Source organism: Paenibacillus sp. FSL W7-1332, from assembly GCF_037969785.1.
Lineage (GTDB): Bacteria > Bacillota > Bacilli > Paenibacillales > Paenibacillaceae > Paenibacillus_AQ.
In genome coordinates this window covers 5,993,031-6,007,810 of record NZ_CP150209.1, presented here as the reverse complement: position 1 = coordinate 6,007,810, position 14,780 = coordinate 5,993,031, and the positions used below count along the sequence as shown (strand labels likewise).

General features: G+C 50.1%; 11 protein-coding genes and 2 tRNA genes. 11 read left to right on the top strand and 2 right to left on the bottom strand.

Translation table 11 applies throughout. The features are described 5' to 3' along the window. Window positions 1–131: 131 nt before the first annotated feature. Together ilvC and MKX98_RS27145 are read left to right on the top strand one after the other, a co-directional pair. Window positions 132–1,124, top strand: a complete 993-nt coding sequence (gene ilvC / locus MKX98_RS27150) for a ketol-acid reductoisomerase (RefSeq protein ID WP_009589347.1) — start codon at window positions 132–134, stop codon at window positions 1,122–1,124. Window positions 1,125–1,290: 166 nt separating this feature from the next. Continuing rightward, entirely contained in the window at window positions 1,291–2,829 is a 1,539-nt protein-coding gene (locus tag MKX98_RS27145; protein WP_339219518.1) for a 2-isopropylmalate synthase, read from the top strand. Between the two features lie 250 nt (window positions 2,830–3,079). Here the strand turns inward: MKX98_RS27145 and MKX98_RS27140 are convergent, their stop codons facing one another. Next, a complete protein-coding gene (locus MKX98_RS27140) occupies window positions 3,080–4,060 on the bottom strand; it encodes an aldo/keto reductase (protein ID WP_339219516.1) in 981 nt (326 codons plus the stop codon). A gap of 297 nt (window positions 4,061–4,357) precedes the next feature. After that, on the bottom strand, window positions 4,358–4,543 hold the full coding sequence (locus MKX98_RS27135) for a hypothetical protein (RefSeq protein ID WP_339219514.1): 186 nt from the start codon (window positions 4,541–4,543) through the stop codon (window positions 4,358–4,360). A gap of 355 nt (window positions 4,544–4,898) precedes the next feature. Between MKX98_RS27135 and leuB the strand changes: the two genes are divergently transcribed. The 9 genes from leuB (at window position 4,899) to abc-f (ending at window position 14,381) form a co-directional block, all read left to right on the top strand. Continuing rightward, window positions 4,899–5,975, top strand: coding sequence for a 3-isopropylmalate dehydrogenase (gene leuB / locus MKX98_RS27130; RefSeq protein WP_076324535.1), 1,077 nt, complete (start codon window positions 4,899–4,901; stop codon window positions 5,973–5,975). Between the two features lie 174 nt (window positions 5,976–6,149). Then, the gene (locus MKX98_RS27125) at window positions 6,150–6,689 is read left to right on the top strand and encodes a peroxiredoxin (RefSeq protein ID WP_009593058.1); all 540 of its coding nucleotides are present in this window, start codon (window positions 6,150–6,152) and stop codon (window positions 6,687–6,689) included. A 290-nt stretch (window positions 6,690–6,979) separates the two neighbouring features. Beyond that, entirely contained in the window at window positions 6,980–7,387 is a 408-nt protein-coding gene (locus tag MKX98_RS27120) for a hypothetical protein (protein ID WP_015737147.1), read from the top strand. Between the two features lie 324 nt (window positions 7,388–7,711). After that, on the top strand, window positions 7,712–8,836 hold the full coding sequence (locus tag MKX98_RS27115; RefSeq protein ID WP_194544328.1) for an ATP-binding protein: 1,125 nt from the start codon (window positions 7,712–7,714) through the stop codon (window positions 8,834–8,836). 83 nt (window positions 8,837–8,919) lie between these two features. After that, window positions 8,920–10,434 (top strand): leucyl aminopeptidase, encoded by a 1,515-nt coding sequence (locus tag MKX98_RS27110; RefSeq protein ID WP_339219511.1) that lies wholly within the window; start codon window positions 8,920–8,922, stop codon window positions 10,432–10,434. Between the two features lie 140 nt (window positions 10,435–10,574). Next, window positions 10,575–11,537: an aldolase catalytic domain-containing protein gene (locus tag MKX98_RS27105; RefSeq protein ID WP_071222679.1), complete on the top strand. Its 963-nt coding sequence runs from the start codon at window positions 10,575–10,577 to the stop codon at window positions 11,535–11,537. Between the two features lie 182 nt (window positions 11,538–11,719). Further along, window positions 11,720–11,793, top strand: a tRNA-Pro gene (locus tag MKX98_RS27100). A gap of 77 nt (window positions 11,794–11,870) precedes the next feature. After that, window positions 11,871–11,941, top strand: a tRNA-Gly gene (locus MKX98_RS27095). Window positions 11,942–12,512: 571 nt separating this feature from the next. Further along, window positions 12,513–14,381: an ABC-F type ribosomal protection protein gene (abc-f, locus tag MKX98_RS27090; protein WP_339219509.1), complete on the top strand. Its 1,869-nt coding sequence runs from the start codon at window positions 12,513–12,515 to the stop codon at window positions 14,379–14,381. Window positions 14,382–14,780: the final 399 nt, after the last annotated feature.

Genomic DNA, 14,780 nt, shown 5'->3' with positions numbered 1-14,780 from the left:
AGTTATTGCAATATAAGCGTTAGACACCTGCATGGCATGAGCGGGTGTCTCAGCAGATCGGAAAAGGGACGGTCTATTGAGATACCCGCTCATCATGAAGGGTCTTTAAAATCAAAGGAGGACTTATACAAATGGCAATTACTACTTATTATGAACAAGATGCAGAACTCAGCGTGTTAAAAGACAAAACAATCGCGGTTATCGGTTATGGAAGCCAAGGTCATGCTCAAGCGCAAAACCTGCGCGACAGCGGACTTCAGGTTGTCATTGGTCTTCGTGAAGGCAAGTCGTTCGACAAAGCGAAAAACGATGGTTTCGAAGTGCTTCCTGTAGCCGAAGCCGTTAGCCGTGCAGATGTAGTTCAAATCCTGATGCCGGACGAAACGCAAGCAGCGGTATACAAGAACGATATCGAGCCAAACCTGAAAAAAGGCGCGGCACTGATGTTCTCCCACGGTTTCAACGTTCATTTTGGTCAAATCGTAGCTCCTAAAGACAACGATGTCCTTCTGGTCGCTCCTAAATCCCCAGGTCACATGGTTCGCCGTACGTATGTTGAAGGCTTTGGCGTACCTGGATTGATTGCAATCGAGAAAGATGCAACTGGACAAGCCAAGGCGATCGGTCTTGCTTATGCAAAAGGTATCGGTTGTACTCGTGCAGGCGTTATCGAAACTTCCTTCCGCGAAGAAACCGAAACGGACTTGTTCGGTGAGCAAGCGGTATTGTGCGGCGGTGTATCCGCATTGGTTAAAGCTGGTTTCGAAACGTTGACTGAAGCTGGATATGCGCCGGAAATGGCATACTTCGAGTGCCTGCATGAACTGAAACTGATCGTAGACATGATCTATGAAGGTGGTCTTGCAAGCATGCGCGACTCCATCAGTAACACAGCGGAGTACGGCGACTATGTAACAGGCCCTCGTGTGGTAACCGAAGATACGAAGAAGGCAATGAAAGAAGTCCTCTCCGATATTCAACAAGGTAAATTCGCTCGCGACTTTATCCTTGAGAACCAATCGGGCCGTGCGTTCCTGACAGCTACCCGCCGCAACGAGTCCGAGCATCCGATCGAAGTGGTTGGTGCGGAACTTCGCGAAATGATGCATTGGATCAAAAAATAAGAATATATAGAATTCATAAGAATTCTTCCGGGTATGGAGCAGTCGAGCATGAGATGATGGTGCTGCTGCAGGGAACCCGTTAGATTAAAGCAGCCGGCGGCAGGGGATTAAGTCAACCTGCCGCCGGATGTTTACGTCAAGCGATAAACTTCAAGGAGGTGCCGACATGCGAAAGATTTATATCTTTGATACAACGCTGAGAGATGGAGAGCAGTCTCCTGGCGTGAATTTGAACACTCGGGAAAAGGTGGAAATTGCCCTTCAACTCGAAAAGTTGAAAATCGACCGCATGGAAGCAGGCTTTCCAGCGGCGTCACCCGGTGACCTTGCTGCTGTGAACGCAGTGGCGCGCGCGGTTAAAGACGTCACGGTCATTGGATTGTCACGTTCCAGAGAGAGTGACATCGATGCGGTTCGCGAAGCGCTTCAGGGAGCACAGGATCCATGCATACACGTATTCCTGGCGACTTCCCCGATTCACCGCAAGTTCAAGCTGCGGATGGAGAAGCGGCAGGTGCTGGAAACGGCGCAGGCCTCGATCCGTTATGCCAAGAAATACTTTTCCAAAGTGGAGTTTTCCCTAGAGGATGCCGGCCGGACGGAGCTGGATTTCATGGCCGAGGTTGTAGGCATGGCTGTACGGGAAGGCGCCAATGTCGTTAACATTCCGGATACCGTGGGATATTTGAATCCTTCGGAGTACGGGGCTATATTCAAATACTTGAAGGAAAATGTTCCGGATATCGAGAAGGTGCAGCTGAGCGCGCATTGCCATAACGATCTGGGCATGGCGACGGCGAATACCCTTGCCGCCATTTTAAACGGGGCCGATCAGATCGAAGGAACGATCAACGGAATCGGCGAACGTGCAGGGAATACCGCCATTGAGGAAATTGCGATGGCGCTGGAGACGCGCTCCGAGTTTTTTGGAGCGAAGACGGGGCTGGCACTAACGGAAATCGCCCGCACGAGCCGCCTTGTGAGCAAGCTGACCGGTATGGTCGTGCCGGGCAACAAAGCGATTGTCGGCGCGAACGCGTTCGCTCATGAATCCGGTATTCATCAGGACGGCATGCTGAAAGAGAAGACGACTTACGAAATTATGACGCCTGAGTCTATCGGGCTCAAAGAAAGCAAGCTGGTGTTAGGCAAACACTCTGGCCGTCATGCTTTCCGGGAGAAGCTGCTGGATTTGGGCTATGAGCTGAGCGAAGAACAGGTGAATGACGCATTCGCCAAATTCAAGGTGCTCGCCGACAAGAAGAAGGAAGTATCCGATGAGGATCTGCTGGCTCTGCTGGAAGAGAAACTGATCGATACGCCGGAAGTGTTCAAGCTGGAAACGATATTTGTTGCTTACGGCAACGAATCCACACCGACGGCGCGGGTTCGTATTGCGACTGCGGAGCAGACGATTGAGGAAGAGGCCGAGGGCAACGGTTCCGTCGACGCGATCTATAACGCGATCGACAAGGTGACCGGCGAAGAGGTTACGCTTGCGGATTATTCCATCAAATCGGTAACGCACGGCAAGGATGCTCAAGGTGAAGTGCATGTCGTGCTGTCGCAAAACGACGTGGCTGCGCAAGGCCGCGGCTTGAGCACCGACATTCTGGAAGCAAGTGCAAGAGCTTACGTGGATGCGGTTAACGTCCTGATCGAGAAACGCAAAACGTTTAGCCGGCGTGAGCGCGCTACGCTGTAATCCATACTTAGAGTACATGGTAGCTCTGAATCGCATCGTTTTGCCTGCAGGAGATATTCAAAAGAAAAAGAGGGGCCGCTGTGAAAGCGGCTCCTCTTTTTCTTTATTTTATGATGATGTTGGCCGGCCGTGAATGCTGGTATCAGATACTCGCACCGAGCCTTTAACTCTCATGGCAGTGTGCCGATACCGCCTTGGCGCAGCTGATCAACGGGATAAGACAGCGCTTCGTTCGGATGTTATCCTTATTTTACCAAGCATAGGCCTGCGGAGCGGCTCCACCCGGACCCGGGAAAATTTCATCCAGACGCTTCATTACGGATTCATCGAGTTCTATCTCAAGCGAGCGCATGGAGCTTTCGAATTGCTCCAGCGTGCGCGGTCCGATAATCGGTCCCGTAACCGCCGGGTTCTTAAGCACCCAGGCAAGGGCGACGTTGTCCTGTGGTTCGCCAAGTTCCTGGCAGAGTGCGGCGAACTGTTCCAGCTGCGAGCGGTGTTTCTCCACGCGCTCCGCATTGCCCCCACTGCGAGAGCCTTCGATTTTCTTTAGCGCATTGCGTCCCAGCAGTCCACCGTCCAGCGGACTCCATGGAATGACGCCGAGCCCAAGCTGCTGCGAAGCGGGAAGCACTTCGAGTTCCGGCAATCGGCAGGTCAGGCTGTATTTATGCTGCTCGGAAACGAGGCCGAGGAAATGACGGCTCTGGGCTGCGGCTTGCGCAACCGCAATCTGCCAGCCCGCAAAGTTGCTGGATCCGACATACCCGATTTTTCCTTGATGAACCGCAACCTCAAATGCGCCCCACAGCTCGTCCCAGGTGACGGAAGGATCGACGTGATGCATTTGGTACAGCTCGATATGGTCTGTCTGCAGACGCTTTAGCGACGCTTCGAGATGACGGCGAAGTTTATAGCTCGACAGCCCGGCTTCATTGTTGGGACCATCCAGAGGATCGCTCATGGAGCCATAGAATTTGGTAGCCAAAACGACTTTTTCGCGGCGGCCCCCGCCTTGGTTAAACCAGCGTCCGATGATGGTTTCGGTCAGTCCGGAGTTCTCGCCCCAGCCGTAGATATTGGCCGTATCGAAGAAGTTGACGCCGGCGTCAAGCGCAGCATCCATGATGCGGAAGGCTTCCTTTTCATCCGTAGCAGGACCAAAATTCATCGTCCCCAAACACAGACGACTTACTTTCATACCGGATTTACCTAGAGCTGTGTACTTCATAATCGATGATCACTCCTTGGTCGTTTAGGGTATAAGACAAATTCACCCCTATTGTAGCGTATTGGCAGAAAAATGTAACTAACGGCGTTCGAGACGTTAATATGGTTGCACTGAAAGCCGACCTGCGAGTGATCTGTTTACTTCATTCGCCAAAGTTAAAGAGCAAGAGCAGGAAGCAAGAAGCAAGAAGCACAAGCAGGACTAGGAGTAACCGAGAATCTCTTCAAGATGTTACTTTCAAGAGCCGCCCCATGATTATACATAGGGCGGCTCTTCTATCTCCCACCACCCTTGTGGTCAGGGAGATGTGCTCTTCTCCAGTGACCTGTCAATCGCCTTAGCTTCGAAGCAGCGAAGAGGACGAATCGATTCCGGAAAAGCGAAGCGGTCGCCTTTGGAGCCGAATTTCAACCCCAGACATACAATCCAGAAATTCGGCGACAACAGCGATTGGAGGAACGATACGTAATCGGAGCCTCTCACATTAAGTCTTCGAAGTCTCGCATAAAGCTGCTCTCATTAAAGCCGCTCTCGCATAAGTTACCCACGCACAAAAGCACACACGATTAAGCTTTACCTCGAGCCTTTCTCAAAGTAAGCCTTACTCGCGTTCAGTCGCTCTTGCGATATTAACTCTTCGAGCTTCTGCACAACTCTTTGAGCGTCTGCGCAACTCTTCGGCGCAGCCATCTCCCTGATCACTTTCCCCCTGCTTATAGGCAAAACGAATTAAGTTCATAGTTTCTATATCTTGGTCAATCAAGGGGGAAGTATGTTACAACAGTAACTAGATGATTAAATACGACCAGTGTATATATAAATTAAGGAGTGACGAAGAATGGCAGAAACGAAGAAAATCGCGGTAATTGCCGGAGATGGCATCGGTCCTGAGGTAGTGGCTGAAGCGGAGAAGATCATTAAACGTACCGAAGAGGTGTTCGGATATTCATTTACGACGGAACATGCACTGTTTGGCGGCATCGCCATTGACGAGAAAGGGACGCCGCTGCCAGAAGAAACGTTGAATGTATGTAAGAGCGCCGATGCTGTATTGCTTGGTGCGGTAGGCGGACCGAAATGGGACAACAATTCGAAGGAGCTTCGCCCGGAAACCGGATTGCTTGGCATCCGTAAAGAGCTTGGCCTGTTCTCCAACCTGCGTCCGGCTGTCATTTTCGATTGCTTGAAGGATGCGTCCACATTGAAGCCTGAAGTCCTGGAAGGCACTGACTTGATGGTCGTTCGTGAGCTGACAGGAGGCATATACTTCGGCGAGAAATTCAGACGCGAAGGTGCTGGTGGCGAAGAAGCGGTAGATACTTGCGTATACAATACGGCGGAGGTAGAGCGAATCGTCCATCAAGCCTTCGAGATTGCACAGAAGCGCCGGAAGAAGCTGGCTTCCGTCGATAAAGCGAATGTGCTGGAAACGTCCCGCTTGTGGCGCGAAACGGTAAACCGCATCGCTCCTGAATATCCGGACGTGGAGCTGGAGCATGTGCTGGTAGACAATTGCGCGATGCAGCTTCTGCGCCGCCCGTCCAGCTTTGACGTGATCGTAACCGAGAACATGTTCGGCGACATCCTGAGCGATGAAGCAGCCATGCTGACAGGTTCCATCGGCATGCTGGCATCCGCATCCATGGGCGAGGGTGCTTTCGGCCTGTACGAGCCGGTACACGGTTCGGCACCTGATATTGCCGGTCAAGGCTTGGCAAACCCGATCGCAACGATTCTGTCCGTAGCGCTGATGTACCGCCTCACGTTCGGCTACGAGGATGCGGCAGACGCAATTGAACGCGCAGTTGCCGAGGTGCTTGATGCCGGACATCGTACAGCAGACATTGCTGTGGATAAGAGCAAAGCGCTCAGTACGACAGAAATGGGCGATTTGATCGCTGCGGCTATCCGTTAATAGGGGAAGCATTCGTTCAAGGAAAATCCTTATTTATAATAATTATAATAAAGTAACGTCTACAATCTTGACTTTGATTAGCCTCAATGATAACATTTCTATTAAATGTTCATAGGAACATAGCATGTAGGAAATACACGTATTTTCTTACATATGTTAAGGAGGAATTCAATCATGGCAGAACGTTTGGTTGGTAAAGCGGCTCCTGATTTTACAATGGAAACTGTATCAGGAGACGGTAAAGATTTTGGTAAAGTAAGCCTGTCCGACTACCGCGGCAAATGGCTCGTATTCTTCTTCTATCCGCTTGATTTCACTTTTGTATGCCCAACTGAAATCACGGCTCTCAGCGATGCTTATGATCAATTCAAAGCATTGGATACTGAAATTCTGGGTGTAAGTGTTGACTCTATCCACAGCCACAAAGCTTGGATCAACACTGCTAAAGAAGCTAACGGTCTGGGAGCATTGAACTTCCCGCTGGCTTCCGACATCACCAAAAACGTAGCAAGAGACTACGGTGTTCTGATCGAAGAAGAAGGCGTTGCTCTGCGCGGCTTGTACATCATCGATCCAGAAGGCGAATTGAAATATCAAGTTGTAAACCATAACGACGTAGGCCGCAGTGTAGAAGAAACGCTTCGCGTTCTTCAAGCACTTCAATCCGGCGGATTGTGCGCTATGAACTGGAAACCAGGCGACAGCAACCTGTAATTCCATTTCGTTAAAGTTAAGGTGACCCTCATTATCTGACATTATGTGCAGGTAGTGGGGGTTTTTTCACCTCTGATTTTATTGGATGAAATAGGGGAAGACTCTTGTTTAGAGAACCGCTCTTGCGTTGATATATAATTTAAATTTAAATATATAGGCTAACGGACTTATGTTTAGGGAATCGTGCCTAAAATTTTTATCGAGGTTCTTTTCATGAAGGAATTAGCGGGAGTGAAAGCGAATACAATATTTTGAAACGGTTGAGAGTCCACAAAAGGAGGGTGAACGATATGAGTTTTTGCTGTGGGGCTAGTATGATGGGTACAAAGGGTACACTGAAGCATTATCGCACTCAAGTACATAATGTTCCCCTGCTGTCTTGTCCGGTCTGCCATCGCGTGGAGGTACATCATCGGGTTGAGAATGAATATGAAATATTAGCTGAATATGCCCATGGTGACGGAGCATCCCAGGTGGATTTTCAGGATTATGTGATGGAAGATGAGGATGCGATTTTTGAGAATGTTGTCAACCGGGAGTCGGAGGATCCGCTAACGGTGGTTCAGAGTCAGATTGATATGTCGTTAGATCTCCTGGTGGTTGCCAAATGGATGGAGGATGAGAAGTGGCAGGGCGAACTGAAAAGACGGCTTGCCGTGATGAGTCAGCGCAGACTCCGGCTCCAGAAGCAGCCTTAATCCAGGAATTAATAAAGCCTCGTGAGTACTCGGGGCTTTTTTAATGTTTCAAATCATACAAAAGGGGGTAATGTTTATATTAGTTGTTTGGAATTAGGTGTTAGATCCACTACATAAGCAGAAATACATAAGCATGATGCATGGTATTTTTATGCAATTTCCCATTTTTCGACAGGATTTCTGATTGACGTTTCTTTGTCTCGATGACTATCATGGAAGGAAGCAGATTCGGGCTGCTTCTGATTCAAAGGCGGACAAGCTGATGTTTGCAAGGTTTTTTGTCGGTTTGGTGAGTTCAACTTTTCATGAAAAGGGGGAGCCATCTTGTTGAGTCAAATCCGTGAATCTGAGCTGCAGGCAATTCGTTCTTTTCATTCCAGCCAGCTTATTAGGAACAAGTATGAGAACATACTGGAGAATCTCGACAGCGGGATCATCCTCTTTGATAGTGACGGTGTGTTAGCATTTGTTAATGTACAGATGGCAAAATTGTTAGGTGTATCCCGTAAATCGCTGACTGGCTGTACGCTGACCCAACTATTGAGACATCCCCAGCTCTCCAGATTTAAGAAGAGAAAAATACTTCGCATTTTTCGGGAAACGGTATTCCACCGCAAGAGATTTCATGAATTGGTTGATGAATATGGCCGATCGTGGCTGATCACGATGACTTATGGGGACCAGATGGAAGGCGATTTTCTGATTAGCGTGAAGGATGTCTCCGACTTCAAACGAATTGAGCAAACCGCTTATCAGAACGATAAGCTGGCCATGCTGGGAAAAATCTCGGCCTCCATTGCCCATGAGATACGCAACCCGCTCACCTCCATCCGTGGCTTCATCCAACTGCTTCGTCCGCATCTCGTAAGTTTAGGTAAGGACGAGTATGCCAGAATTATACTTACGGAGATCGATCGCGCGAATGATATTATATATGAATTTCTAAATTCCTCCAAACCCTCGGCTCCAGAAACCAAAATTGTGTCCGTATCCTCTTTATTGAAGGAAGTTGTTCTGCTAACTGAAAGTGAAGCCTTAATGAAGGGATGCCAGATTAATCTGCATACCGATAAGACCCCGCCTGCGTTTATATCCGTGGATGTGAAGCAGATCAAACAGGTGATTCTGAATATTATTAAAAATGCCCTGGATGCGATTAATGAGCATCATGATGAGAACATCACCGGCGTGATTGATATTTCAGCCCGCGATACGGGGAAACATATCAACATCTGCATATCGGATAACGGCGGCGGCATGGATCAGAACACACTGAACCATCTGTTCAACCCGTTCTTCACAACGAAGGAGAGTGGAACGGGGCTCGGGTTATCCGTAAGTTACAGTATTATCAGAAACCATGGCGGTTCGATTGCCGTGGATAGCCAGGTTGGTGCCGGAACGGAGTTTGTGATTACTTTTCCCAAGCTGGACGTTTCGGAAGTCTAAGATTGTACGATACGTGCCTGAAATGAATACGAGAGCAGCTGTTCCGATGGAATGGCTTTTTCTTTTTTAGGAGGAGATCACGCATGAAGTGGACATTAAAGGGCAGTTTATCATCCGGGCAAGTGCATACCGATGCGATCATTGTTCCCGTAACGAAAAAACAAGCGGCGGATGGCGGCGTTTCCGAGTCCTGGGATCCACTGCTCAAACAGTTGGTCGAGAATCGGTTATTTGATGGCACTCCGAATCGGTCATTCGTATGGCCCGAGAGGATCGAAGGGGGAGCACGCTTGTTAATATGGCTGGGACGTCCCGAAGGAATTCTGACATCCGAGCAGCTGCGGCTGCTTGCAGCACAGGCAGTAAAAGCAGCCGGGAGATCGGGTGTACGCAGTGCCGCCATTCAAATTCCAAATACGATGGTTAACTTTACCGCCGAACAAACGCCGCAAGATGCTGCTCAGGCTTTAACTGAAGGGTTTATCCTCGGAAGCTATCGGAAACCGCATTATAAGCGTGATGCTTCCGAGCCGACGAATTTAGAAGAAATCCTCTACTATATAGAAGGCGATATGGATGCGGAATTTGAAGCAGGGTGGACGAAGGGAATGTCATTAGGCGCAGCGATTGGAGAAGCAACCTGCCTGGCACGAGACCTGACGAATCTGCCCGGCAATATGCTGCTGCCGGAAGACCTGGCCCAGAAGGCGCTTCAGTTGGCGAAACGGTATGGTTTCGAAGCCCAGGTACTGGACGAGGACGCCATAGACGAGAAAGGTATGGGCGGCCTCCTGGCCGTAGGCAAAGGCAGCATCCATCCACCGCGCATGATCGCGATCCGTTATCAGGGACGGGAGACGTGGGAGGATGTTGTCGGCCTTGTTGGCAAAGGGGTTACGTTTGATACCGGTGGCGTGTCGCTGAAGAGGGCATCCGGAATGGAGGATATGATCAGTGATATGGGCGGGGCGGCTACCGTAATGGGCGTTATGGAAGCGTTAGGACGGATTCGCCCCAGAGTCAATGTAGTGATGGTGATTCCGACTGCGGAGAATGTGATGAGCGGTAGTGCCTTTAAACCCGGCGATATTGTCACGACACTGAGCGGCCGCACCATCGAAGTATTGAATACGGATGCCGAGGGCCGTATCGTGCTTGCGGACGGAATAACCTATGCCAAGCAGCTTGGAGCTTCGCGTTTGATTGACGTAGCTACATTGACGGGGGCCGTCGTTTCGGCTCTTGGGGATATCGCCACTGGGGCCGTAACCAATGATGAGACTTTTTTGCAGGAGCTTATTGCCTCCTCCCGGAGGGCCGGCGAAAAGATATGGCCGCTGCCATCCTATCCGGAGTTTTGGGATAAATTGAAGAGTGAGGTGGCGGATTTACGAAATCAAACGGGCCGAGAAGGCGGGACGATAACGGGCGGTCTTTTTGTGGGGACATTTGCTGATGGACTGCCTTGGGTGCATTTTGACATAGCAGGTACGGCATACCTATCCAAGGAGCGGGGCGTGGATCCCAAAGGGGCAACCGGCGTGCTCGTCCGCACCATCACCGATTGGATACTCAAACAGGCCCAGGTCGCCAATTGAAGCGTTTGTTCTGAATTGAAGAGACAGCGGCCGTCCCGTACCCCTTTGAATAACGTCCGTCCTTCGGACGTTTTTGCTTTACTTTTCAACCGGCATTCAAGTATGATGAAGAGAAAATTGCCGAGAGGAGCTTAGCTTAGATGATTAAGAGTAGTCAGACAAAGATTGTAGACTGTACCATTCGCGATGGCGGACTGGTAAATAACTGGGATTTTAGTGTAGAATTCGTACAAAATTTATATGCGGGCCTGAATGAGGCTGGCGTGGACTATATGGAAATCGGCTATAAAAATTCGCCTAAACTGCTGAAAGGCGCTGATCAGGCGGGCCCTTGGCGTTTTCTGGATGATGAATTCCTCAGAGAAGTCATTCCTCATAAAGGTAAAACCAAACTGTCCGCACTTGTAGATATCGGCCGCGTGGATGAAGACGATATTTTGCCGCGCGAGGAAAGCTTGCTGGATCTCATCCGTGTCGCTTGCTACATTAAAGACGTGGATAAGGCGCTTGCGCTGGTACAGACCTTCCATGATCGTGGTTACGAGACTACGCTCAACATTATGGCCCTCTCCAACGTAATGGAGAACGAGCTGCTGGAAGCTTTTGAGCTGATCAGGGAGAGCGTCGTGGATGTGGTATATATCGTCGATTCTTACGGAAGCCTTGATCATAAAGATATGGAATACCTTGTGAATAAGTTCAAGACGCATCTGCCGAACAAACGCCTGGGCGTTCATACCCATAACAACATGCAGCTGGCGTTCTCCAACACGCTGGTCGCTGCAGATCTTGGCGTTGAGCTTCTGGATGCATCCGTATACGGGATGGGACGTGCGGCTGGCAACTGCCCGACCGAGCTTTTGGTTACCCATCTGAAAGGCACCAAGTATGAACTGCGTCCGGTACTGGATATTATCGAGCGCTACATGATTCCACTTCGTGAAAAAGAAGAGTGGGGTTATATCATGCCTTACATGATTACAGGCACCCTGGATGAACATCCACGCTCCGCCATGGCCCTTCGTGCTTCGGACGATAAAGACAAAATTGTGGATTTTTATGATAAATTGACGACACCGGAAGTGACTTTCGACAAAAAATAGGCAAGGTGCTTTTGCAGCTCTGCTCGTATCAGGTCAAGGTAGTATCAGCATCTTTCCCTCCTTGGAAGGATGCTGTTTGCTTTTTTAATATGGGTGATCTATTTTCCATAAAATACATGTTGAAATTACGTGTTCGGCATGGTATATTTATTTTTGTCTTCAAAAGACAGCATCTTTATTATCGGGACGTAGCTCAGCTTGGTAGAGCACCTGGTTTGGGACCAGGGGGTCGCATGTTCAAATCGTGTCGTCCCGATTCGCTTAAGATTTAGGACCTCACAGAAGTAATCGGGATATGCGCCGAGTCATAGCTTCACTTTTGTAGGTATATATGCGGGTGTAGTTCAATGGTAGAACTCCAGCCTTCCAAGCTGGTAGCGTGGGTTCGATTCCCATCACCCGCTTACGTAAGAACAGAAAACCCTTGGTGACAAGGGTTTTTTTGTTTACTTTTTTTCGAATTGTAGGTAGGACCGGATAAACAGGCGATAGCAGGAATTCGAATATGTAGAAGTTCCGCTAATCAACCCTTTTACTTCCTAAGAATATCTGTTATAATGGCCATAATTTCATTCCAAGAATGCGAGGTAACCTAGTCCAATGAAGTAAGACACCCTTTTCTCTAAAAACAACTGCATGTGGTTTGCAGGCGTTTCTCTACGGCGGTAGAGGGAGAGATTTGGTGTGTCTGAACAATGTGACTGGGGTACCTCTTTTTGTTATGTCGAAAGTGGTACTCTTATGCAAAACAATCACATATACGGAACGGATTGCAGCTTTCGCTGACAGCCGAGGGTATAGAGCCTAACATCTCCATACCGTCAGGGCTGGCCTGGAATGAACAGCCGAAGGAAGTGTGCTGTGGCGCGCGTTCGTCCCGTTACTCAGATCAGAACAAATCCTCTCTCATGATATCCGCCGCAGGCCATCGCTTGCGGTTTTTTAGTTTTTTCCAAAGAGAGAGGATGAGGCGATATGACCATGATTCTAAAAGCGAAAGATATAAGTATGGAGCTCCAAGGGAGGCCGTTGTTTGAAGGCATTCAGCTGGAGGTGGCAGAAGGAGAGCGGATTGCGCTGTACGGGCGCAACGGCACCGGCAAAACCACGCTCCTCTCGATTCTGGCCGGCGAGCTCGAACCTGCCTCAGGCGTTGTGGAGACGATTCTCCCACGAGATCGCTGGGGCTGGCTCAGGCAGCAGGATGAGCCGGACGAAATCGATCGGAGTGCCATCGATACGGTGCGCAGCCGCAGTAACCCTTCGTTGTGGCAGCTGAAGCTTCAGCTTGCCAGCGTCGAGCAGCGGATGAATGGCGGCAGCGCTGCTGAGATGGAATCATTGCTTGAGCAATATGGCAATCTGCTGGAGCGTTACGAGTCCCAGAACGGTTTCCAGTGGGAGACCGAGGTGGAGAAAGCGATGACGATGCTGGGCATCGGGCCGGAGGTATGGCCTGTGTCTTACCGCGAGCTGAGCGGAGGCCAGAAGACGAAGGTCATGCTGTCAGGGCTCCTTGTATCGGCACCGAAATTTTTACTGCTCGACGAGCCCACGAACCATCTGGACAGTGAGAGCTTGGTCTGGCTGGAGCAGTGGCTGGTATCATCCTACAAAGGCACCGTGTTGTTTGTATCCCATGACAGAGAGTTCATTGACCGGGTAGCAACCTCTGTATGTGAGCTGACCTCGGAGGAACTCCGGCGTTACCGGGGAGGATATACGGATTACCGCCGTGAAAAGGAACGGGAGCTGCGCGAGCAGGAGACGCTTTACCGAAAGCAGGAGCTGGCCCGCAAAGCGCTGGAGGAATCGATCCGAAGATATGAGGAATGGTTCCATAAAGCACATAACGCGGCCGGGGACGTGAATGACGTCAAGATCACCGCCAGCTTTTACAAGGCCAAGGCCAAGAAGAACATCTCAAGATATCATGCCAAGGAAAAAGCGCTGGAACGGCTGGAAGCAGAGCGTGTGGATAAACCGCGAAACGGTCCCAAGCTGAACATGGAGCTGGAAGGGGAGGCTTTCGGCGGCCGTACCCTCGTCCAAGTGAAGGATATCTGTTTTGGATACGGAGATCAGCAGCTTTTTAATAAGCTAACCTTCTATCTGAACCGCGGCGACCGGTTGGCCGTAAGAGGCCCTAACGGGAGCGGGAAAACGACACTGCTTAAGCTGCTTCTGGGCGAAATCGAACCGCATGAAGGCCGGATTACCCGAAATCCTTCCGTCAAGATCGGTTATTTCTCGCAGGAGCTTGAGGGGCTGGAACCCGAAACCACGCTGCTGGACAGTCTGCTTGTCATTCCGGGAATGACGGAGAGCCGTGCGCGTACTTTGCTGGGTTCGTTCCTCTTCAGACGGGACGATGTGTTTAAGAAGATGGGGCAGCTGAGTATGGGAGAGAAGTGCAGAACGGCTTTTCTCAAGCTATACTTCAGCGGTGCGCATCTGCTTGTGTTGGATGAACCCTCCAACTACCTGGATGTGGATACCCGCGAGGTGATTGAACAAGTGCTCGTGAGTTTTCCCGGTGCGATTGCGCTCGTATCCCATGACCGGTATCTTGTGCGTAAAATCGCGAACCGACTGCTTACGCTGACGCCCGGGGAAGATCCGGTTTGGTTCGAGGGAAGTATGGACGAGGAGGATGAGCAGGCCTCGCGGACCGGCGTGATCAAGGGAGATACGGAGAAGGACAACCGGCGGATGGAGCTCGAATACCGGATTCAGGAATTACTGGGATTGTCAGCCGAAGATCTTGAACCCGGGGACGAGGGGAGCTGGCTTGCTGAGATTAGGGAACTTCGGGCTGAGCTGGCTACACTTCAGTCGGAATAAGATCAAGGATCGCGATTAAAATCAGCCGGATGGGGTTAAAATGGGGAAATGAAACTTGCCATATCCCGAAAGGTTGCATATAATAAACCCTATATATTTGCATATGTAACAAATGCGTCGATGGAGAAAAGTAGTCAGTGCCTCTTTACAGGGAAGGGATACCGTAGATTGAGAGTGTCCCTCAAAGAATCAGGCTGGTGAAGTTCGCTCCGGAGCAGTTCCTTGAACACGGCATGCTGCCGGTCAGTAGGGGATAACGGGTCCGATTCGTTACGTCGGTCAAGTGAGCATGATGAGGCATACTCGGGGCTAAGGCTTTTACCGCCTTGGTTAGGGTATGAAACATGTTAACAAGGGTGGTACCACGGTCTCTTCGTCCCTTTTCGGGAGGAGAGGCCT

Excerpts from the sequence above, each read along its gene's own strand:
- MKX98_RS27105 (WP_071222679.1), top strand. The coding sequence starts at position 10,575 with ATGATTAAGAGTAGTCAGACAAAGATTGTAGACTGTACCATTCGCGAT.
- leuB (WP_076324535.1), top strand. The coding sequence starts at position 4,899 with ATGGCAGAAACGAAGAAAATCGCGGTAATTGCCGGAGATGGCATCGGT.
- MKX98_RS27125 (WP_009593058.1), top strand. The coding sequence starts at position 6,150 with ATGGCAGAACGTTTGGTTGGTAAAGCGGCTCCTGATTTTACAATGGAA.
- MKX98_RS27120 (WP_015737147.1), top strand. The coding sequence starts at position 6,980 with ATGAGTTTTTGCTGTGGGGCTAGTATGATGGGTACAAAGGGTACACTG.
- abc-f (WP_339219509.1), top strand. The coding sequence starts at position 12,513 with ATGACCATGATTCTAAAAGCGAAAGATATAAGTATGGAGCTCCAAGGG.
- MKX98_RS27140 (WP_339219516.1), bottom strand. The coding sequence starts at position 4,060 with ATGAAGTACACAGCTCTAGGTAAATCCGGTATGAAAGTAAGTCGTCTG.
- MKX98_RS27145 (WP_339219518.1), top strand. The coding sequence starts at position 1,291 with ATGCGAAAGATTTATATCTTTGATACAACGCTGAGAGATGGAGAGCAG.
- ilvC (WP_009589347.1), top strand. The coding sequence starts at position 132 with ATGGCAATTACTACTTATTATGAACAAGATGCAGAACTCAGCGTGTTA.
- MKX98_RS27110 (WP_339219511.1), top strand. The coding sequence starts at position 8,920 with ATGAAGTGGACATTAAAGGGCAGTTTATCATCCGGGCAAGTGCATACC.